This is a genomic window from Pseudomonas sp. BW7P1 (assembly GCF_024981055.1).
Taxonomy (GTDB): domain Bacteria; phylum Pseudomonadota; class Gammaproteobacteria; order Pseudomonadales; family Pseudomonadaceae; genus Aquipseudomonas; species Aquipseudomonas bananamidigenes.
The window spans coordinates 3,523,390-3,544,825 of the sequence record NZ_CP103374.1 but is presented as its reverse complement, the minus strand read 5'-3'; the positions used below and the strand labels follow the sequence as shown (position 1 = coordinate 3,544,825).

10 protein-coding genes are annotated in these 21,436 nt (G+C 59.0%); 5 read left to right on the top strand and 5 right to left on the bottom strand.

The features are described from left to right. Window positions 1–316 precede the first annotated feature (316 nt). From NWV16_RS15685 to NWV16_RS15665, 5 genes are all read left to right on the top strand, one after another. Window positions 317–13,501 (top strand): hemagglutinin repeat-containing protein, encoded by a 13,185-nt coding sequence (locus tag NWV16_RS15685; protein ID WP_260519793.1) that lies wholly within the window; start codon window positions 317–319, stop codon window positions 13,499–13,501. Further along, entirely contained in the window at window positions 13,498–13,800 is a 303-nt protein-coding gene (locus NWV16_RS15680) for a hypothetical protein (RefSeq protein ID WP_260519792.1), read from the top strand. The genes NWV16_RS15685 and NWV16_RS15680 overlap by 4 nt, the downstream gene beginning before the upstream one ends. 344 nt (window positions 13,801–14,144) lie before the next feature. Next, a complete protein-coding gene (locus NWV16_RS15675) occupies window positions 14,145–14,450 on the top strand; it encodes a hypothetical protein (RefSeq protein WP_260519791.1) in 306 nt (101 codons plus the stop codon). Between the two features lie 100 nt (window positions 14,451–14,550). After that, the gene (locus tag NWV16_RS15670; protein WP_260519790.1) at window positions 14,551–15,123 is read left to right on the top strand and encodes a hypothetical protein; all 573 of its coding nucleotides are present in this window, start codon (window positions 14,551–14,553) and stop codon (window positions 15,121–15,123) included. A gap of 232 nt (window positions 15,124–15,355) precedes the next feature. Then, window positions 15,356–15,535 (top strand): hypothetical protein, encoded by a 180-nt coding sequence (locus NWV16_RS15665; protein WP_260519789.1) that lies wholly within the window; start codon window positions 15,356–15,358, stop codon window positions 15,533–15,535. 17 nt (window positions 15,536–15,552) lie between these two features. Here the strand turns inward: NWV16_RS15665 and NWV16_RS15660 are convergent, their stop codons facing one another. The 5 genes from NWV16_RS15660 to NWV16_RS15640 are packed head-to-tail and all read right to left on the bottom strand — an operon-like array spanning window position 15,553 to window position 21,433. Further along, window positions 15,553–17,193: a BatD family protein gene (locus tag NWV16_RS15660; RefSeq protein WP_260519788.1), complete on the bottom strand. Its 1,641-nt coding sequence runs from the start codon at window positions 17,191–17,193 to the stop codon at window positions 15,553–15,555. Continuing rightward, a complete protein-coding gene (locus tag NWV16_RS15655) occupies window positions 17,190–18,926 on the bottom strand; it encodes a tetratricopeptide repeat protein (RefSeq protein WP_260519787.1) in 1,737 nt (578 codons plus the stop codon). The genes NWV16_RS15660 and NWV16_RS15655 overlap by 4 nt, the downstream gene beginning before the upstream one ends. After that, the gene (locus tag NWV16_RS15650) at window positions 18,923–20,002 is read right to left on the bottom strand and encodes a vWA domain-containing protein (protein WP_065259868.1); all 1,080 of its coding nucleotides are present in this window, start codon (window positions 20,000–20,002) and stop codon (window positions 18,923–18,925) included. Before NWV16_RS15650 ends, NWV16_RS15655 begins: the two co-directional genes overlap by 4 nt. Beyond that, window positions 19,995–20,492 carry a DUF4381 domain-containing protein gene (locus tag NWV16_RS15645; RefSeq protein ID WP_260519786.1) on the bottom strand — a complete coding sequence of 166 codons (498 nt, stop codon included), beginning with the start codon at window positions 20,490–20,492 and terminating at the stop codon, window positions 19,995–19,997. The genes NWV16_RS15650 and NWV16_RS15645 overlap by 8 nt, the downstream gene beginning before the upstream one ends. After that, the gene (locus NWV16_RS15640) at window positions 20,489–21,433 is read right to left on the bottom strand and encodes a DUF58 domain-containing protein (protein ID WP_260519785.1); all 945 of its coding nucleotides are present in this window, start codon (window positions 21,431–21,433) and stop codon (window positions 20,489–20,491) included. Before NWV16_RS15640 ends, NWV16_RS15645 begins: the two co-directional genes overlap by 4 nt. Between the last annotated feature and the right edge of the window lie 3 nt (window positions 21,434–21,436).

Here is a 21,436-nt window from a genome sequence, read left to right as displayed (position 1 = left end):
AGTTCCTGCGTCATTGCCTGTCAGGCATTTCTCTTCAGAGAAGCGTCGCCTGCATGTTTTCCGGATTTCACTGCGTGATCTGCGAAATCTCCTGCATATCCACCGGATCGGGACGATTTTCTCCATGTCGTTGATCGATAACACTGTTTTGGCGAAACCATTAATTGACGCCAAAATGATGGCTATCTAATATCGCGCCACTATTTTGATGTCACTTTTCTGGTGGAGTGATTGGGTGTATTTGCCCGGTGCAATACCTGGTCCTGTTGACGCCCGGATTTTGCTTCCGGTTCATGCCTGCTCCCGAGATTCTGAAATGGAAATTCGCCTCCTGACCTTCATGGCTGGCCAGCCTTCTGCGGCCGTAAAAAATCGCGATACCTTTTGGGGCATGCCCAAGCGCGGGCTGGCGTTCCTGCTGGCCAACGTCATGTTCTGGCAGCCGATGTGGGCACAGGCGGACGGTATCGTGGTGGCCAATCCGGGCACGAGCCTGGGCCAGGCGGGCAATGGCGTGCCGATCATTAATATCGCCACGCCCAATGGCGCGGGGCTGTCGCACAACCAGTTTCATGACTACAACGTCGGTGCGCAGGGCGTCATCCTCAACAACGTGGCGGCGCAGACCGGGCAGACGCAACTGGGCGGGATCATCGTCGGCAACCCCCACCTGACCAATCGGGTAGCGGCTCAGGCGATTCTCAACGAAGTCATCAGCGGCAACCCGAGCCAGTTACGTGGCTACACCGAGGTAGCGGGGCAGTCGGCGCGGGTGATCGTCGCCAACCCGTACGGCATTACCTGCAACGGTTGCGGTTTCATCAACTCGCCACGGGTCACGCTGACCACCGGTAAACCGGTGCTGGATGGCGCAGGCCGGCTGGATCGTTTTCAGGTCGATCAGGGCTCCGTCGCCATCGAAGGCGCCGGCCTTAATGCCACCAACGTCGACCGCTTCGAAATCATCACCCGCAGCGCAAAGATCAACGCCGAGATCCAGGCGAAAAACCTGGCTATCGTCGCCGGTCGCAACGACGTCAACGCTGACAACCTCAACGCCACGGCCCGCGCCGACGACGGCAGCGTCAAACCCCAACTGGCCATCGACTCTTCGGCACTGGGCGGCATGTATGCCGGGGCGATCAAACTGGTCGGCACCGAAGCCGGGGTCGGCGTGAAGCTCGACGGCAAGCTGATTGCCAGCGGCGGAGACATCCAGCTCGATGCCAACGGTCAATTGAGCATGGTTGATGTGTCGGCGGCTGCAGGCGCAGTCAACGTCAAAGCTGCGAGCCTCGATGCGCGTGGTCCGATCTACGCCGGCACGGCACTGAACGTGCAAACCCAGGGCAATCTGAACAACCAGCAAACCCTCGCAGCCCGGGACAGCATCAACCTCAGCGCCGGTGGGCAAATCACCAACGGTGGCGTCATCGAAGCCGGGGTGAATGCCGATGGCGGTCGTAATGCCAACGGTGATGTGAGCCTGAGTGCGCAAACTGTCGTCAACAACGGCAAAGGTCTGGTGGCCAGCCGTAATCTGACGGTCACCGCTGCGCAGACCCTCAACAACCAGGGCGGCGTGCTCAGCGGCCAGACCACTGCGATCAACGCTGGCACGCTGGACAACCGCAACGGTGGTCTTGCTCTGGGCAACACGACCCTCAACGTCAACGCGGGTACGCTGCTCAACAGCCAGGGCAAGCTCGCAGGCAAGACCGCCCTGACTGTCCGGGCGCAGAACCTCGATAACAGCCAGCAAGGCCAGTTGATCAGCGAAGGCACTCTGACTACTCGTGTCAGCGGAGAGTTGAACAACCGGAACAAGGGCCTGATTCAGGCCAACGGCGCCATGGATGTCCAGGCTGCTCGCCTGGATAACCGCGTCGGCAAAATCTCTGGCCTCGGCAACGTGACCGTCAGCGGCGCCAACACCGACAACCGTAGTGGGGTGATCCGCGCTGATCAGGCGCTGAAAGTACTGGTCGATAATCTGGACAACCGGGACAAAGGCCGGCTCGAAAGCAAGGCAGCACTGACCTTCGAAGGCAGCAAACTCGACAATCGCGACGGCGGTCTGCTGACTTCGACCGGGCTTTTGAGCCTGAAAGCCAAAGAAGTAGCCAACGCGGCAGGGCGGATTTCCGGCAAGGGCGACATCGAGGCAACCATCGACAGCCTCGATCAGCAGGGTGGCGAACTGGTCGCCGAAGGTAATCTGCTGCTCACCGGTAAAAGCCTCGACAACCGCCAGGATGGCCTGGTCGGCGCGCTGAAAAATCTGACGGTGAACTTCGAGCAGATCGACAACCGTGGTGGTTCGCTCTCCAGCCAGCAAGCGTTGCGGGTCAACGGTGCGCGCCTGGATAACAGCGAAGGCGGCAAAGTGTTGTCCGACACCACGCTGGGCCTGACGGTCGCGCAGATTATCAACGCCACCAACGGCCTGATCTTCAGCAAGGGCGCAAGCACCCTGAGCGGTATCGGCATCAGTAACGTCGGTGGGCGGATTGTCAGTCAGTCCTATTTGCAGCTGGCATTCGAGGAGTCCCTGGACAACCAGGGCGGTCTGATCAGCAGTGAAGGCCGATTGACCCTGAACCTCGGCAGCCTCGACAACCGCTTGGGCAAGCTGTCGAGCCTTGAGGCGATGGCACTGACCTCGACCGGCTCGGTGCTGAACCAGGGTGGTCTGATCGCTTCGCAAAAAGGCCTGACATTCAAGAGTGCCAGCCTCGACAACAGCGACCAAGGCATTATCAGCGCCAAGGCTGACTCGACGCTGACTACCGGCAAGTTCAAGAACCTTCGGGGCGGCAGCCTTGCCACCGACGGTACGCTTGTGCTGAAAGCCGCACACCTGGACAACTCGGGCGGGACCATCGGCAGCCAGCAGCAGTTCGACGTGTCAGTCACCTCGCTGGAGCAGGACGGAGGCGAACTGTTCAGCAACGGCGACCTGACCCTGGATATGAACCACGGGTTGCTGAACAACCAGCGCGGCAACATCCACACCCCCGGGCAGCTGCTGCTGAAAAATCTTGTCGAGGTGAACAACAGCACCGGTGAAATCTCCGCTGCCAAAGCCTGGAGTCTGAATGCGCAAAGCCTGAACAACGACGGCGGCAAACTGTTGAGCAACGAAAGGCTCAGCCTCGTCGTGGAGGGCGCGCTGACCAACATCAAAGGCCTGATCATTTCCGCTGGCCTCGCCAGCCGCAGCGCCAGCCTGAACAACACCGAGGGCGAAATTCGCAGTCGCGGCGAAATGGATCTGACCGTCGCCGACCTGCTCGATAACCAGGCCGGTGTGGTCATCGCCGATAGCGGCCTGAAGCTTATGGCGGCGCGTCTGGACAACCGCCGGGAAGGTCTGGTGGGCGCCACAAAAGCGCTGAAACTCTCCGTTGACCGTCTCGACAATCGCAGTGGCGAACTGTCGAGCAAGGCGGGTGTGAGCCTGATCGGTGCCTGGCTAGACAACAGCGACAGCGGTTACATCGCCGCCGGCGGCAATCTGGCGCTGACGGTCGGCCAGGTCATCAACCACAACAAGGGCCTGATGTCCGGCGACACCGGGCTCTCGCTGACCGGGCAGACGCTGGAAAACAGCGGTCGCCTGACCTCACAACGCGATCTGGCGATCACACTGTCGTCGGACCTCAACAACGATCAGGGCAGCCTGATCAGCGAGGGTGCGCTGGCTATCAATGCCCAAAGCCTGAACAACAATGGCGGCAAGGTATCCAGCGCCAGGGATCTCACCGTTCAAACTCGCGGTGCCGTCAGTAACCAGGGCGGTGAACTGCTCACCGACACCGCTATCACGCTCAACAGCAGCGCGCTGGATAACCAGCAAAAAGGCGTTATCAGCAGCAAGACCTTGCTGAGCATCACCACCGGGGCTCTGAATAACAGTCAGGGCAGTATCTACGCTGCCGATCGACTGTCGTTGAGCGCCGGCCAGGTAACCAGCACTGGCGGCAGCCTCGGCGCGGCCAATTCGTTGGTGGCCAACCTGCGTGGTTTCGATCAGCAGGGCGGCAAGCTGTTCAGCACGGGCAGCCTTAGCCTTGATCTGAACGGCGGGGCGCTGAACAACCAGGACGGTTACGTGACCGCACCGGGCCGGTTGCTGCTGAAGAACTTCGGCGCGGTGAACAACCGTGGCGGCGAAATTTCCAGCCAACAGGCTTTTGATCTGGTCGCTACGTTGCTGGACAACAGTGGCGGCCAGGTGCTGAGCAACCAGAAACTCACCCTGACCATCGACAAGGTCCTGACTTCGATCAGAGGCAAGATCGCCGCGGCTGCGTTGCAGATTCGTGCGGCGAGCCTGGACAACAGCGAGGCCGGTGTCTTGCTCAGTGACAGCGATCTCGACGTGACGGTCGATGGCCTCTTGAGCAACCGTAACAAGGGCAGCATCAAGGCCGCGCAGCAACTGACCCTTAACAGTCAGGGGCTGGATAACCAGGATGGAACACTGGTGGGAATTTCGGGCCTGGCCATCGATCTGGGCACCACCGCGCAGGATCTGAACAACCAGAACGGTCTGATCAGCAGCAAAGGCCTGCTGAGCATTGCGCATCTGCGCGACCTCAATAACCAGAGCGGTGTGATCAACAGCAAAGGTGTGCTGAGCATCGCCACGCTGCGCGCGTTGAATAACCAGTTGGGTGAAATTTCCAGCGTCAACAGTTTCAGCCTCACCGGCAACAGTCTGGATAACCGCGGCGGCAACCTGATCAGCAACGATCGACTGACCCTCACTGCGACCGACCTGAAAAATCAGGGCGGTCTGGTGTCGGGCTGGAAGGGTGTAAAGGTTACCGGCAACACCCTCGACAACAGCCTGGAAGGCAGCGTATCCAGTCTTTTCGGCAACCTGGACATCGACCTCAACGGTGTGCTGATCAACCACAGCAAAGGCGGGCTGGGCGGCGTCGGCGAGGTGACCATCAAGGCTGCCGACCTGGATAACACCGGCGGCATTGTGAGCAGTGGTGGCAAGCAGACGCTGACCATCACTGGCGGCACGATCGGCAATAATTCCGGCGGCCTGATCGAAAGCGGCGATACCCTCGACATCCGTGCGGCCACCCTGAATAACGACGGCGGTCGGATCACGGCCACAAAAGCGCTGGCCTTCACCGGCAATCAACTGGGCAACAGCAACGGCAGCCTTGTCGGCAAGGACAGCGTCACGCTTGACCTGCTCGGCGCACTGACCAACGTCAACGGCGCGCTTGGCAGCACCGGGCCGTTGGTGATCAAACGTTCTGCCAGCGTCGACAACCGTGGCGGCCAGTTGATCAGCGAAAGCCTGCTGAGCCTGCTGACTCACGGCGATCTGAACAACAGCCAGCGCGGTACGATTTCGGCCAACGGCCAACTTGAGCTCACCGCCGACGGCACCCTGCACAACAGCGCTGATGGCCTGATTTCCAGCCGTGATGCCGGCGTGACCATCAACACCGCTGCACTGAACAATGGCAAAGGCGCGGTTCAGAGCTTCACCGCGATGACCGTGAGCACCGGCAACGGCGCCATCGACAATCAGGGCGGCAAATTCATCGCCCAGACCGGCGATCTGAACATCACCGCCGCCAGCCTCAACAGCCGTGGCGGGGTGCTGTCCAGCCTCAAGGGCTTGCTGCAAACCCGCCTGACCGGAGTGTTACGCAATGGCCAAGGCGGCAAGATCGAAGGCAGTCGTCTCGACTTGCGTGCGCTGGGTGGCATCTACAGCGACGGCGGTCGTATCGCAGCCAACAGCGGCGACATCCTGCTCGACTCGGGCGGCAATGCCCTCGACAACAGCGGGGGCGGGATCTACGCCAGGGGCCTGGTGAAAGTCGCCTCCGGTTCGATGAACAACAACGCCGGCCAGGTCAGCGGCAGCGTCATCGACCTTGGTGCAGGGGCGGGTCTGAGCAACGGTGGCGGTCTGATCGAAAGCGCCGGCACTCTGGCCGTACGTGCCACCAACCTCGACAACCAAGGCGGCAAACTGCGTGCCCTGGGCTCCAGCGGTAAAACCGATTTCCAGATCGGCAGCCTGTTCGACAACCGCAACGGTCTGGTGGAAACCGCCAATACCGATTTCACCCTGGCAGCGCCGAGCTTCCTTAACGCCGGCGGTGCGGTGACCCATGTGGGCACAGGCGAATTCGATATCTCCACCGCCAACGTGATGAACGCCGGCGGCTCGCTGGTGACCCGTGGCGGCCTGACCCTCAACGCCGACAGCTGGACCAACAGCAGCGTGATCCAGGCCGGGCGCCTGACGCTCAACGTCAACAACTTCATGCAAACGGCCAGCGGCCAGGTGCTGGCCTCGAACCAGCTCACCGGGCACGGGGTGAACTGGTACAACGACGGGTTGATTGCCAGTGATGGCGGCATGGATATCCAGTTGGGGGGCAGCTACAACGGCAATGGCCGGATCAGTAGTGTTGGAGAGATGGGGCTCGCTGCGTCGCAGATTGACCTGACCTCGTCTGCCAGTATCACCGGCGGTTCCGGGGTCACGATCACCAGTCGCGGCAGCCTGACCAACCTCGGGCGCATCACCTCGGCTGATCGACTGACCGTCAATGCCGATTCTCTGGTCAACAACGGCACCCTTGGCGGCGGCGGGAAGCTACGGATCAACAGCAATTCCCTGCTGAACCAGAACGGGCTGATCTTCAGCGGCGATGACATGGCCCTGCGGGTCGGTACGTTGACCAACCGTTATGCCGACATCTATGGCGTCGGCAACATCAGCATCGCCCGGGACGACAGCAATGGCTGGAGTTCCTCGATCAACAACATTTCCGGGACCATCGAGAGCACCGGTGACCTGAGCCTGGCGGCGGATCACATCGAGAACCGCAAGGATGTGTTTGAGGTGGCTGCGGGTGGTGGACTCGTTTCGGGAACAATTGGCGTTCGGTGCTACAGCTGTACTTCGTTCAGTGGCATCAATTTCGAGAGTCGCCTGCCCAGCCACCTGGTCTGGGAAGAAAAATATCACTCCACCATCGTCAAGGATTCGGCAGCGGGCACATTGATCGCCGGGCGCAATCTTGCCGGGAACGGGCGCGAGTTCATCAATGACGCGTCGGTAGTCAGCGCCGGCCGCGACATGACATTCAACGTACAGAACTTTACCAACCAGGGGGCCACTGTCGGGGATTACACCGTCACGCGCTGGATTGATGCACCCAAGGCAAGCCGGGGCTGGAACTTCTGGCAGGACGTCCTGAATTACAACGCCGCGAACGATCCGGATTACGACTCGGAGACAGCAGGGTTTTTGAACGGTGAAGGCGCGATGGTTCCCAATATTCATACCTGGGACATGAATAACGTCGAATCGCTTACCCGAGTAGGAGGGCGTCAAGGTGGTCGTGAGGCAACTAGATACCTCACGTTCGGCTCGATCGCTATCGAATACGATTCGGGGAAACTCCGTTACGCTGCACCAAGCTATGACACAGGCGTGCGTACTGAAGCCCCGGCCATCATCAAGAACGCGGTACCCTTCGACACGAAGATTACCGAAAGCAGTCCGACGGCTAGTGCCAACGCGGTCGTTCAAGCAGGCGGCACCGTCTACATCAACGCAACCAACAAACTCGACAACGGTGTCGTCCGTAACGGAAACGCTGCCGCTGCGGGTGTCTCTCGTATGGGCTCCACTCAACTGAGTGGCGGGGTGATTCCGACGGTCATCCGCATCAACTCCCAGTTGCCACCGGATCTTGCCCAACAACAGGTCAACCCGCTGACCCTGCCGGGTTTCACCCTGCCGACCGGCAACAACGGCCTGTTTCATCTGAGCAGCAAGGAGGGTAGTGAACAAAACCTCGTCGCCAGTCGCGACTGGACCATCGGCACCCTCTCTGCCAGCTCTACCCAGCGTTCGGACGGCATGCCCGACAGACCAACGACTCAACTGCACTTCGACCAGAATGATCCGGTCTCGACGAACAAACGTGACCTGACTCTGGCCTCGCGCCCGTCACTGAACCTCAACGACAAAGCCGCGCTGATCAACGTCAACGCGGTCGCCGGTGACGGCCCGGTCGGCGTACTGGCACCCAACCGTGGCCAGGCGTCGTTCGACGTGCCGCGCGTGCAGGGGCTGCCCGATACCAGCGTGCGCTCCAACCCGCACAAATACCTGATCGAGACCAATCCGGCACTGACGAACCTCAAGTCGTTCATGAGTTCGGACTACCTGCTGGGCAAGCTCGGCTACGACCCCGACACCAGCGCCAAACGTCTGGGCGATGGTCTGTTTGAACAGCGACTGGTGCAGCAGGCTGTCGTTGCTCGTACAGGTCAGCGTTTCATCGACGGTCAGACCTCCGATGAAGCGATGTTCAAGTATCTGATGAACAACGCCATCACCAGCAAGGACCAGCTCAACCTGTCCCTCGGCGTGACACTGAGCGCCGAGCAAGTGGCGGCGCTGACTCACGACATCGTCTGGCTCGAAGAGCACGAAGTGAACGGCGAAAAGGTCCTGGTGCCCGTGCTGTACCTGGCCCAGGCCAACAACCGCCTGGCGCCGAACGGCGCGCTGATCCAGGGCGGTGACGTCACCCTGATTGCCGGCGGCGACCTGAACAACGCCGGCACCTTGCGCGCCTCCAACAACCTGTCGGCCGAGGCCGGCAACAACCTCACCAACGCCGGCCTGATCGAAGCCGGCGACCGCCTGACCCTCAAGGCCGGCAACGACATCATCAACAAGTCCGGCGGCATCATTTCCGGCAAGGATGTCACGCTGACCGCCACCAACGGCAGCGTGCTCAACCAGCGCGACGTGTTCAGCACCGATGTCAACCGTGGCGGCAACCTGTTCCACCGCGATGTACTGGACAACGCCTCACGGATCGAAGCGGCCAATGACCTGACGATCAACTCCGGCAAAGACATCAACAACATCGGCGGTGTGCTGCAAAGCGGTCGCGACATGGAGCTTGATGCGGATCGTGACATCAACATTACTTCGGTACAGGATCGCAGCACCACGGGTCGAGGCAGCAACTTCCTCAATCAGACCATCACCCAGCATGGGGCAGAGGTGAAGTCCGGGCGGGATCTGACGATCAGTGCCGATCGTGATGTGGCGGTTGTTGGCAGTCGGCTGGATGCGAAGCGCGATCTCAAGGTCGATGCCGGCAAGGACATCCTCATTACGTCTGCCGCTGATGAAAGCGACTACGTCTCGCGCGGGAAGAAGTACGCCAACGAAACGCACAGCATCACCCAACAGGCATCAGTCCTGAATTCCGGGCGTGATATTGCATTGAGCGCGGGGAATGACCTGGGGATTATCGCCAGTCGGATCAAGGCTGAAAACGATGTAAGCCTGAAGGCCGTTCAGGACATCACCGTCGCCTCTGCCGAGGACGAAAGTTCCTCCTATCACTACAAGAAGAAAAAAGGATCGTTCGGCAAAAGCAAAACCACTGAGAGCGGAACCTACGACAGCACCAACGTCGATTCCGTGATTGAGGCCGGGCATGATCTGACAGTGAATGCGAGCCTGACGGACAAGGGCGGTGTTTCGCTGCAAGGTGGCCGTGATCTGACGGTGATCGGCAGTCAATTGAAAGCCGGAAACAACGTTGTGCTGGGTGCCTTGAATGACATCACTGTGGTCTCGGGTGTGGATGAACACAGTGACTACAGCAAGACCACGAAAAAGGGTTCCTTCGGGCTTTCCAAGAGTGGTAACAGCGCAATCAAAAACAGTACCACTCAGGTCTCCAGCCAGCTGGAAGCGGGACATGATCTAGTTGTCGCTTCGGGTAAAGACTTTACGCTTCAGGCCAGTAAGGCTTCGGCTGGCAACGATGTCGAGTTCCGCGCTGGTCTGGTAGATAAAACGGGCGACATCAACCTGCTTTCGGCTAATGACACTGCCTATAACCACAGCGAAGCCTACAAAAAGAAAATTGGCCAATCGTATTCGGGTGGTTTTCTTACGCTTTCCTCGTCCAATTCCGCTGGGCAGCAGGGGCAAAGCAGTACAAGTGTGGGCAGCCTGGTCAGTTCGGGGCGTGACACGATCCTTAGTGCTGAGCGTGATATCAACATGCTGGGCAGCGGTATCGACGCCAGTCGCCACGTCAGCATGAACGCCGGCCGAGACGTCAACGTTGCGGCAGCGTCCAACGAAAGTTCCGAGCAGGCATGGTCGAAGTCCAAGAAATCAGGCGCTGGCATCTCCAGTAATGCCAATGGCGTGAGCTTCTTCGGCGGTACCGACAGCCTCAAGGACAAGAATCGACGTGAACAGCAGACCGGTACTGCCAGCCAGATCAGTGCGGGTCAGGATCTGTCGATTACTGCCAATCGAGATATCAACCAGATCGGCTCGGACTTGCAGGCAAACAACGACATCGACCTGAGCGCCGGGCGCAATATCAATATCGATGCGGGTCGTGAAACCCTGTTGGTAGAACAGGAGCAAGAGGCCGGGCGTAATGGCTTGACCGCCAGCCTGAATCATAACTACGGCCAAACCAAAAACGCAGTCAATGGCGCAGGGAAGGGTGAGGACAACGTCAGCAAGGGCTCAAGCGTCCTGAAAGGTGTAGATGCGGTTGGTCAGTTCGTGTCCGGGCCGACCATGGACGCCAAGTTCGGCAACAGCAAACAGACCAGCAATCACCAGACCATCGAACAGAGCAACAGATCGTCGACGATGAATGCGGGTCACGACCTGAACCTCAACGCCAAGAATGACGTAACGGTCAACGGTGCGAAGTTCCAGGCCGGACGCGATATCAATGTCGTGGGGCGTGATGTGACGTTCGATGTCGCCAAGGGCAGTGTTACTCAGGACAGTACGCAGACTCAAAGTTGGGGTGGGTTTCATGGTGGCACCAGTGGCGGCTTCAAGATCGGCGCCGGCGGCAGCTATGGCGTAGCTACCGAGGATGGCGTTCGCGACACGTCGACACCCACTCAGCTCGGCGCTGGCAGGGATGTCAACCTGCAAGCCAGCCATGACCTGAACCTGATTGGCACTCAGGTCATCGCCCGTCGCGATATCGAACTCAACGCTTTCAATGACCTGAATATCCGCTCGGCACAGAACGACAGCAGCAGCCAGAGCGACCGGCACAACGGTGGCGGTGAGGCGGGGCTGGTTTTCGGTTCCGAGGGGATCGGCGTTTACGCCAGTGTCAACATCGGCAAGGGTAATCTGGATCGAGAGGGCGAGCGCCAACAGGAGGCTTACCTTTACGCCGGAGATCGACTGGGATTCACCAGCGGCAAGGACACCAACATTGCTGGCGCCACGTTGCGGGGCGATGAGGTGAATGGCCGTGTGGGCGGTGACCTCAACGTCTCTTCCGTGGCCGATACCGGAAAGGTCAAGGGTAAAGAGTTCGATGTCAGCGTAACCGCTACTTTTGGCCCGGGTGCAGGTGTCAGTGGCTCGGTGGGTTATGGCCAGACCACAGGCAAGACCAACTGGGTCGAACAGCAAACCTCCATCACCGGTAAAAGCAAGGTTGATATCCGCACCGAAAAACACACCCAACTGGACGGTGCGCTGATCGCTGCCGACAACGGCAACCTGAAACTGGACACAGGCACGCTGGGTTTCAGTGATATCGCCGGCTCGGACAGGGAGCACGGTTACTACCTGAACGTCGGCGGCAGTTACACCGCCGGTAAAGGTAGTGGTGCCCAGGATAGTAGTCAGGTTGGCAAGGGCAAGGAAGGCGAGGCTGGCTGGAGCGTCAATGGCTGGAAGCACGATAAGGATCGTGAGCAGATCGTGCGGGGAACCGTCGGCGCCGGCGAAATCGTGGTGCGTCAGGATGCCGAAACCGGCAAGGATTCAACAGCTGGACTGAACCGTGATGTCAACAACGCCTATGTCATCACCAAGGACAAGGAGACCCGTACGGATCTGTACGTGACCAAGTCCTCGCTTGATGCCGTACTCGATACTTCCGGTACCTTGCGCTCGTGGAAGGACAGCATAGAAAACTATGCAGGCAATACTCAGGGAGCATTTGAGGCTGCGCAGACCCTGATTTCCGGGCCGGTCGAGGTCGTGGATCAAGTCTGGAAAAATATTCAGGCTCAGCAAGTATCCCTGAATGAAATACCGGCATCGGCACGCGAAAAGCTGGGTGATGAACTGGCCCTTAACATCGCCAAAAATCTGGTACGAAACGGTCAGAAGCCGGGAGATATCAATCAGCTGAAACCGGCGGATATCGCTGTTATTCAGAAGTATGCGCAGGCATTTGCCGCCTTCTCCAAACAACAAGACTGCAGCGATTCAGGCGGTTGCGGTTTTGATGGGGGGGGCCAGCAAGATGCGGTTTATAGCCACTACCGCGACACCGACGGAGAAAACCGTGCCACCGGGTTGAAGGGGCTGACTCCGAATACCCCGGGCGGCAAGTTGTTGATGGAGGCAGAAAGACTTCAAAGCTACATGGATACTTTGCCCAAGGAGCAAGTTCAGCTATTGGGTTTGGGTATTCAGGCTGTGATGGGGCCGGCAAAAGTGGCTCTTGGTCTGGCGGGCAATATTCTGATCGCCAAATTATTCGGCGACAAAATAGATGCGGCCAAAGACGCCTTGGCCAAAACGCTGGCCAGCGAACTCAGCGGTAAAAGTACAGGTGACCTCGAAAAAAGCGACAGCACCTTCAAGAAATTGCTAGCACTGGGTGTGGGCGAACAGCAGGGCGACATCTACGTTCGCGGGGCTTCGACTCTGTTGAACATCGCTCTGGGCACGGCTGGTAACATGGCCGGTGCTGTAACCGGTAAAGTCTTCAGCATTGTGGGTAATAAAGGGCCTGGTGGCGGGAAAACCAGTGATCCGATGGTTATCGATCCCAAGCCGGAAACGTCTGGCAAGGGCTGGATGGACGGACCAGACGGCAAGCCGGATGTTCCTCCCGTGATCAAGCCAGACGTCGGCCTCAAAGTTGATAAAGTGGTCAAGATCCAGACCTCCGGTGCAGAAAAGGGTACTCATGAGTACGAGATTCTCAACAACCCAAGTGCGAGAAGCCCTAATACTCGCTATGAGCTAGATAACGGAAATACCTTTACCACCAATAGTCACGGTATGGTAGCGGAACTGACCTTTACCCCGACCAAGGAAAAGGTGCCTCGAGACAAGAGGCAGACGGAGGCCGGAAAGGAAGGGCGTGACACCGACGTGGGAGGTCATGCACAGGCGTGTAGCCAAGGCGGTACATGCGATAAATATAATCTGTTTCCACAGGACAGGAATTTCAATAACTCAGCATTCAAAGTGTTTTATGAGAATCGAATCAAGGAAGCCCTCGATGATCCTTCCAAAACGGTTGGGACGACAACTATAAAATTTTTCCGCAATGATCCGAGTTCTATACGTCCGGACACGCTTAGACTCAGCTATACAGTTGATGGAAAAATCAAAACTTTGTCCTTTGAAAATGAAGCAAATAAGATTCCGGAGGTTATAAATTGATTAGTGAAGATATTGAAATAGTGAAAAAGATTTTTGAGTTGGTTGAGGCTGGTATTGTTGGTGGGTATGATGCTTTTCATTATCATGCCGAGGTTCATGAAAATTATATGGAGAGCGAACTGTGCGTTGAAAAGGACGGTGTGGAAGATTGGGGGGTGGAAGCCGATTTTAATGACTCTAAAGTTTACTTTCTCGTTAAGCAATTGAGAGGGAATGCAGTCAAGCGTGGTGAGCTATGGAAGTCATTTACTCTGTATTATCGCGAGGGGGAGCAGGTGCGGACGGAGTTTAATTATTGAGGTAAAAGGGGGCTGAGGCAAAAGGGGACAGATTTATTGGGTTTAGAAAAAGGAAGAAAGGGGGGCGGATTTGTTTAATTAAAGAGAGATGATTAAATAAATCTGTCCCCTTTTCTCACAGGATCGTAATTTTAATAACTCAGCTTACAAGAAGTTCTATGAGAATAGGATCAAAGATGCACTCGATGATCCAAGTCAGACAGTGGGGATGACAACGGTTAGATTTAAACGTGAAGACCCAGGTTCAATTCGGCCTGATTCACTACAGGTTTTTTACACCATTAACGGAAAACAAAGTTCGTGGTTTTCGAAAATGAAGCACGAAGAATTCCAGAGGTAATAGAGTGATTACGGAAGATTTAGAGATCGTCAAAAAGATTTTTCAGATGATCGAAGGTGGAATAGTTCATGGCTATGATGCATTTCGCTACGAGGTGGAAGTGGGTGAAAGCTATATGGAAGCCGAACTGGAAGTGGAAAAGGATGGTGTCAGTGTGACAGATGCGGAAATTGATTTTGATATTTCAGATCTGTATTTTTTGGTGAAAGAACTAAAAGCCAATGCGGTTCGGCGTGGTGAGCCATGGTTGTCTTTTGTCATGGCCTATCGTGAAGGTGGGCAAGTCACGACTAAGTTTAACTATGAATGATGCAGGGATATAAGAAGCAGGTGTTCTGTTTAGACTAAATAAAAAGGGGGGGCGGATTTATTTGATTAAATGATTATGTCCCCTTTAATTGATATTGGCGATGATTGATGTTCCAAGTGTAGATTCTGAGCTGTCAAGGAGCGCTTTGGCTTTAGCCGAAGCGCTTGAGAATGTGAGCTGGCGTTTGAGGAATTCTGTGAAAGCTAACAAGGCGATGGAGTTGCTGCTGGCTGACCTCCCACACGTTGTTCTGGAGGGTGAGCTGGGCCGTATTGCACGTTCTGGTTTTGTCGAGCGTGATGGTTGTATTTTTATCGCAGCCCTGAATCCTCAAAGTCATATGAACCTCGATAGCTTTCCTGATAGAACCGGCTATGAGTGTTTCGTCAACTCGGTTCATATTGATGATTATGTCAGTGCTGATTTTTTAGCCACCGCTATTTCCTGGTTGTCCCTGGTCCTTGATCAATGGAATAAATCCGGTCTGCCGGGTGTTCTTCAGGGGAGCGTTTCAAACGACGAATTCGGTGCAACAGTCAAGGTTCATGTGCTCCGTCCTGATGAATTCTTGTTGAGCGATGACCTTGAGGGGTATGAGCAAGCAGTGCTTACTGTTAACTCGGGCGACAGGGGGATTTGTCCGGATCAAGAGGCTTTAATGAATGACAATTGATTTTCACCTGCTCGGCCCAGGAGACCTTGGGCCGATTCACGCAGGTATGACCCGTGACGATTCGAGGTCGGCCCTTGAAAGCCCTTTTGACGAGTTTTTGAAAAGTCCGGATTCCGCTATCCCAACCGACGCATATGACGATTTGGGATTGCACGTCTACTTCGATAATGCCTTGAAGGTCGTCGGTGTTGAGTTTCTGAAATGGGCTCAACTTTCTTGGCGCGGTTAGCGGTTGGCAGGCGAAGAGGTACTCGTCGTTCAGCAGTTCCTGACGGAGCAAGGCGAGTTTCTGGTTTTCAATAACTCAGGCTTCGATGTGGCCCGTCTGGGCCTGCGGTTCTACGCACCTGAAATAGGTGAGGAGGACGCCATCGTCGAGGCTGTTTATGTGGACTTTACTGGCGTCGACTGAGCGTAGCCGGGAATGGCCTACTTCGGATAAAGCGGCGGCAACCCACTATCGCCAACCGGATCCTGCACCCGCTCCGCCGTCGGAATCGTCCTAATCGCCCGCCACAAATCCTCACCCTGCCAATGCTGCCCGGTTTCGCTGTACAGCGCGCCGTTCAGCCCGTCGAGCGCATCCGACAGCGGCACAAAGCGCGCGGCCATTTCTGCGAGGGTTTCCGGTTGTTGGCGAGCCCAGGCGTCGAGGGCCTGGCGGGTGGCGTGGGGGTCGTTGGCCTGGCTGGCGCGTTTGATGTCGTCGAGCAGGGTGCGCGGGCTCGGGCCGGTTTGGGCGGCGCGCAGGATTGCCGGTTGCCAGCGGGCGCGCCACCAGAGGCCGAAGCCGAGGAGGGTGGTGCAGGCCAGGATCAGCGTGCTGAGTTTCCACCACCACAGCGCTTCGCTGTCGGCGGTGTTGAAGGATTGCGCGGTGCCGGCCGGGGTGTCGACCTGCAGGCTCGGGTTGTTCACCACTTGCAGGGTGCGGGCCGGCAGGCTGGTGTGTTCCAGGTGATCTTCGAAAGTGTTCCACCACACCACGTCGACGGTCGGCAGTTCGATTGAACCGCTGCGGCTCGGCACCAGGGCTTCGCGTTCTTCACGGCTGCCGATCAAACCACGCTCGCTGCTCTGGTTATTGAGCACCGGTTGGTCCGGGTAGCGCCGCAGGCCGGTGGCCTCGGTGGCGGGCAGGGCGGGCAGTTGCGAACTGGCCAGGCCTTCGACCTTGAGGGTCAGGCTGCGGGTCAGGGAATCGCCGACCTGGGTGTGATCCGGTTCCGGGTTCCAGCTTTCGCTCAGGCTCAGGCTGCGGGCCGGCAGCCACGGTGCATCGGCAGGATAAGTGATCGGTTTGGGTTTGACCGTCAGCGGGATTTCCGTAGAGGTCACTCGCAACACTTTGCCCGCTTTCGGACCCTGTGCGTTGGCGTCCTTGGCGGGTTGGGTGTCCACCCGTGTGGCGCTGAAGGTTTGCGGGGTGATGGTCAGCAAACCGCTGTGTTGCGGGAAGATCGCGTAGCGCATTTCGATTACGCCGTGGCGCACACCGTTGATGTCTTTTTCGTAGGTGCGGGTGTCGCCCAGTTGTTCGACCCGCGCATCGGTGATCTGCAACGGGGTGACGCTGCTGTCGTCGTACAGCGACACCGAATGGTAGATGCGCAGTGTCAGGACGGCCTGGGCCTGCACATAGACGCTGCTCTGGTCGAGGCTGGACTCGATGAACACCGGATCGAGCGCATTCTTCTCTTCGTGAACGTCGCTTTCGACCACTTGCACGGTAATCGGCTGGCTTTGGGTTTCACCCAGTTTCAGCGGCGGAATTTCCACGCTGCCGTTCTGTTTCGGCAACAGGGTGATGATCCAGCGGGTGGTGGCGCGGTTTTCGTTGTTGAGGGTGTTGAGCTGGTTGACCTGCCGCGTGCCGCGCACTTCGAACAGCGGCTCCAGTGGGGTCAGGTCAGGTTTGCCGAACTGCGTGACATCGTTGGATTCGAGGGTGAGTTCCACCGTCTCGCCGGAGTTCAGGCGACTGCGATCCACGCTGGCCGTCAGCTCGGCCGCCTGAGCGGCGGCCGTGCAGATCAGCAGGGGCAGCAAGAGAGCGGTGAAACGGGTCATCGAATGTTTTCCTGATCCTGATGTTGTTGCTGTTCGTACCAGAATTTGCGTCGCAGCAGTTCGCCCGGGTCGTCCGGGATCTTGCCCAGCCATTGTTCCAGTGCCTGACGCTGCTCGCCTTCGAGGTTGTCCTCGCCGGGACTCAGCGTCGGGGCCGTATTCGGTTCCGCGTCCGGCGCGCTGTCCGGCAATTCGTTGGGGCCGGGCTGTGGCGGAGTGGTCGGCGGCGGTTCGCTGGCTGGCTCCGCCGGCTGGGCCTCGCTTTGCGCATCATTTTTCACCGCCGGTGGTGGCGCAGTGGCGGGCGGTGGTTCGTCGCCCGGCAGGTTCTGTTGCGTCGGTTGCTTCTCTGGCTCGGTCGGCGGCGGAGTGTTTTTCTGCTTGAGCAGGTTTTCCACCAGCGTCTTGTTGGTCAGCGCCGGACGCAGATCCGGTTGCAGCTCCAGCGCCTGTTCGTAGGCGTCGATGGCCGCTTCCAGTTCACCGCTTTTCGCCAGGGCGTTGCCACGATTGTAGTGGGCGCGGGCATCGCTGCCTTCGGCGAAACGCTCGGCGGCGCCACTGTAATCGCCGGCCTCGTACAACGCCAGCCCTTGCCACTGGTGGTCTTCGAAGTGTTGCGCAGCCTCGGCCGGACGCTTCTGTTTCAGCAGATGCAGGCCCTGTTGGTCAGGACGTAGCCACAGGTCTTCGAAATTGAAAGCGTAGCTCGGTTGCGGCAGACAAAAGAGCAGCGGCAGACAGAACAACCAGCCACGGCGACCGGCACAGGCGGCGAGCAGCAACAGTGGCAACAGCAGCCAGTAACCCTGATCAGCCCAGGTATCGAGGCGCAGGGTCTGGCCATCGTTGCGCAGGCTGCGCGGGCCGTCGAGCAGACCGAGGCTGCGCAGGTCCGATTCGTCCAGTCGTGCGCTGTGGTATTCACCACCCACGGCGTTCAAGAAGGCACCGAGGCCGGGACTGTCGAGTTGCGGCACGCGGATCGCACCCTGGGCGTCCTTGAGGAAGCTGCCGTCCTCCTGAGCAATCGGCGCACCCTCGGCGGTGCCGATGCCGAGCATCAGCAGTTGCGCCGATTGCCCGCTCAATGCGCGGCGAATGCCTTGGCGTTCTTCTTCCGAAAGGGAAGAGCCGATCAGCAGAATACGGCCCTGACCAAGCGCCCCTTGTTCCAGCAACGTCAGCGCCTTGCTCACTGCGAGGTCGGCGCGATGACCGCTCTCCGGCATCAGCGATGGCTTCAGGGCGTCGAGCAGGTTGCGGCTGGTGGCCAGATCATCCGACAGCGGCACCAGCGTATGGGCGCTGCCGGCATAAACGACGATGGCGGTCTGTGCATCGCTGCGTGCTTTGAGCAGATCGAACAGCTTGCGTCGGGCCTGTTCCAGACGGGTCGGCGGCGAGTCGGTGGCGAGCATTTCCGGAGTCAACTCCAGCACCACCACCAGCGGATCGGCCGGTTTCTGGCTGGTCTGTTCGACCCGCTCCCAGCTCGGTCCGAGCAGCGCTACAACCGTCAGCAGCCAAGCGACGGCCAGCGCAACCCAAGGCAATTTGCTGTCGCGGCCGTTGCCACCGCTGAGCAGTGCGGCATGGAACGCCGGCGGCAGAATCATTTGCCAGCGCCCGGCGCGCTTCTGCCGATGCCAGAGTTGCCAGATCAGCCAGCCGAGCAGTGGCAACAACAGCAGCCACCACGGACGGAACCAGTGCGGCCAGAGCGCAATCATCGGCGCCTCCGCAGACGCAGACGCTTGAGGCGTTCGCGCCAGTCAGGCAGCGGACTTTGCAGATACAGCTCCTTGGTGAACAGGCGTTGCAGCGGGTTGTCCGGCCACAGTTCGCGAGCCACCAGCAGAATGCTCAGCAACAAGGCCAGCGCCAGCGGCCAGTGATACAAGGCTTGTGCCGGGCGAGCCTCGGTCGGTTGCTGGGCTACCGGCTCGAGTCGGTCGAGGGTGTCCTTGATCGCTTGCAGTTCCTTGCCGTCGCGGGCACGGAAATAACGGCCACCGGTAGCGTCGGCAATCGCCTTGAGTGCCGGCTCGTCGAGGTCCAGGGTCGGGTTGCCGCCGAGCAGTGCCGTGGCGCCGCTTTCCTCGGGATCGGCACCGATGCCGATGGGGTAGATTTTCACACCTTCATTGGCGGCCAGTTTTGCGGCGATCAGCGGCTCGATTTCGCCGCCGTTGTTGGCACCGTCGGTGACCAGAATCAGTACCCGACTCTGCGCCGGGCGCATGCGCAGGCGTTTCAGGGCCAGGCCGATGGCGTCACCGATGGCGGTGTTTTTGCCGGCGATGCCGATTCGCGCTTCATCGAGCCAGACCCGAACGGTGTGTCGGTCAAAAGTCAACGGCGCCTGCAGATAGGCCTGACTGCCGAACAGGATCAGACCGACCCGGTCGCCGTCGCGACTTTCCAGAAAATCACCGAGCAGATGCTGCACGAGCGACAGGCGACTGACGTCTTCGTCGTTCCATTGCATGTCGGGAAAGTCCATCGAGCCGGACACGTCCACCGCCACCAGCAGATCGCGACCGCTGGCGGCAATCGGTAGCGGTTCGCCGAGCCATTGCGGACGGGCGGCGGCGATCAGCAGCAACAGCCACAGCAACATGAACGGCGCCTGCTGACGCCAGGCCGGCAGATTGGCCCGGGCACGGCGACGGGCGAGGCCTTCCAGATCACCGAGGAAGCTCACTTTCAACGCCGGTTCGCCGCTGTCCGCCACTGGCAGCACAAGGCGCATCAGCCACGGTAGCGGCAACAGCGCAAAGATCCACGGCCAGGCGAACTCAAACATGCTTGCGGATCCACGTATCGACAGCCTGCGTCAGGCCGGCGATGGCCTTGTCGTCCAGTTTGCACTCGGGCTTGTAGGCGCCTTCCACCAGCACCATCCAGCGGGTCAGGCCGGCGGCGGGGCAGCGGTTGTCGAGAAACGCCAGCCATTTGCGCCCGTTGAGGGTATGACTCTGGCTGTAGGGGTAATGGTTGCGGCACAGGCGTTTGAGCAGGCCGTTGAGCTGCTGCAGCCAGGCACCGGCCGGCGCGCCGTCGTAGGGTTTGACCATTTGTGCCAGCTCGGCGAGTGCAGCGATGCGCACAGGATCGAGCGGGATTTCGGCGCGCACGACGGGTTTCTTCTTGACCGGAATGAACCGGCGCAAGCGCCACAGGGCGAAACCGATCAGCGGCAGCAACAAAAGCAGCAGCCACCAGCCCGGCGCCGGCGGCCAGAAGGCAATCGGTGGCGGAGACATCAGCGGTTGCAGTTGTTCGAGGCCGTTCATCGAACGCTCCCCGGACGCTGCGGGTTGAGGAACTCGCGCATCTGCTCGACCATTTCACTCTGGGTGCTCAAGGGCATCAGCAATACCCGCAGTTTCTGCGCGAGCAGTTCCCAGCGGGCGATGCGTGCTTCGGCCTGGGCGCGGTAGGTCTGGCGCAGATCAAAATTCAGTGTGTCGAGCTCCAGTTGCGCACCGCGTTCGGCGAACTTCAGCAGCCCGGCGGCGGGCAGGGCGTGATCCAGCGGATCGGACAGCGGCAGCATCAGCAGGTCGCAATGGCGCGACAGCAGGCTCAATTGCTGCTCCGCGCTGTCGCTGAGGGCCCGTTCGTCACAGATCACCACCACCAGACTGCCCGGGCGCAATACTTCCCGTGCCCGGCGCAGGGCGACACCGAACGCATCGCGATCCGGCTCGCGCTCGGTGTGCAGCGACTGATTGGCCTTCACCAGACGGTTGAGCAATTGCAACAGGCTTTGCTTGCTGCGACGCGGCTTGATTTCGTAATGCTCGTTGTCGCCGAACACCAGTCCGCCGACCCGGTCGTTGTGGCCCAGCGCGGCCCAACCGATCAATGCCGCGGCCTGCGCCGCCAGCACCGATTTGAACATCAGCCCGGAACCGAAGAACAGCCGCGTGCTTTGCTCGACCATGATGAAGATCGGCCGCTCGCGCTCTTCGTGGAACAGCTTGGTGTGCGGCTCTTGAGTACGGGCAGTCACGCGCCAGTCGATGGTGCGTACGTCGTCGCCGGCCTGGTAGACCCGCACCTGATCGAAGTCCACGCCACGGCCACGGAATTTCGAATGGTGCAGGCCGATCAGCGGGCTGCGCTGGCTTGGCGTGGAAAACAGTTGCACTTCCCGCACGCGATGACGCATCTCGATCAATTCGGCGAGGGTGATGCGAATGCCCGGTTCGGACGGCAGTGAGGCGTTCATGAG

What these genes read in the sequence shown, in the direction of transcription:
- NWV16_RS15650 (WP_065259868.1), bottom strand. Translation starts at nt 20,002, where the DNA reads ATGTTTGAGTTCGCCTGGCCGTGGATCTTTGCGCTGTTGCCGCTACCG.
- NWV16_RS15685 (WP_260519793.1), top strand. Translation starts at nt 317, where the DNA reads ATGGAAATTCGCCTCCTGACCTTCATGGCTGGCCAGCCTTCTGCGGCC.
- NWV16_RS15660 (WP_260519788.1), bottom strand. Translation starts at nt 17,193, where the DNA reads ATGACCCGTTTCACCGCTCTCTTGCTGCCCCTGCTGATCTGCACGGCC.
- NWV16_RS15670 (WP_260519790.1), top strand. Translation starts at nt 14,551, where the DNA reads ATGATTGATGTTCCAAGTGTAGATTCTGAGCTGTCAAGGAGCGCTTTG.
- NWV16_RS15640 (WP_260519785.1), bottom strand. Translation starts at nt 21,433, where the DNA reads ATGAACGCCTCACTGCCGTCCGAACCGGGCATTCGCATCACCCTCGCC.
- NWV16_RS15655 (WP_260519787.1), bottom strand. Translation starts at nt 18,926, where the DNA reads ATGATTGCGCTCTGGCCGCACTGGTTCCGTCCGTGGTGGCTGCTGTTG.
- NWV16_RS15645 (WP_260519786.1), bottom strand. Translation starts at nt 20,492, where the DNA reads ATGAACGGCCTCGAACAACTGCAACCGCTGATGTCTCCGCCACCGATT.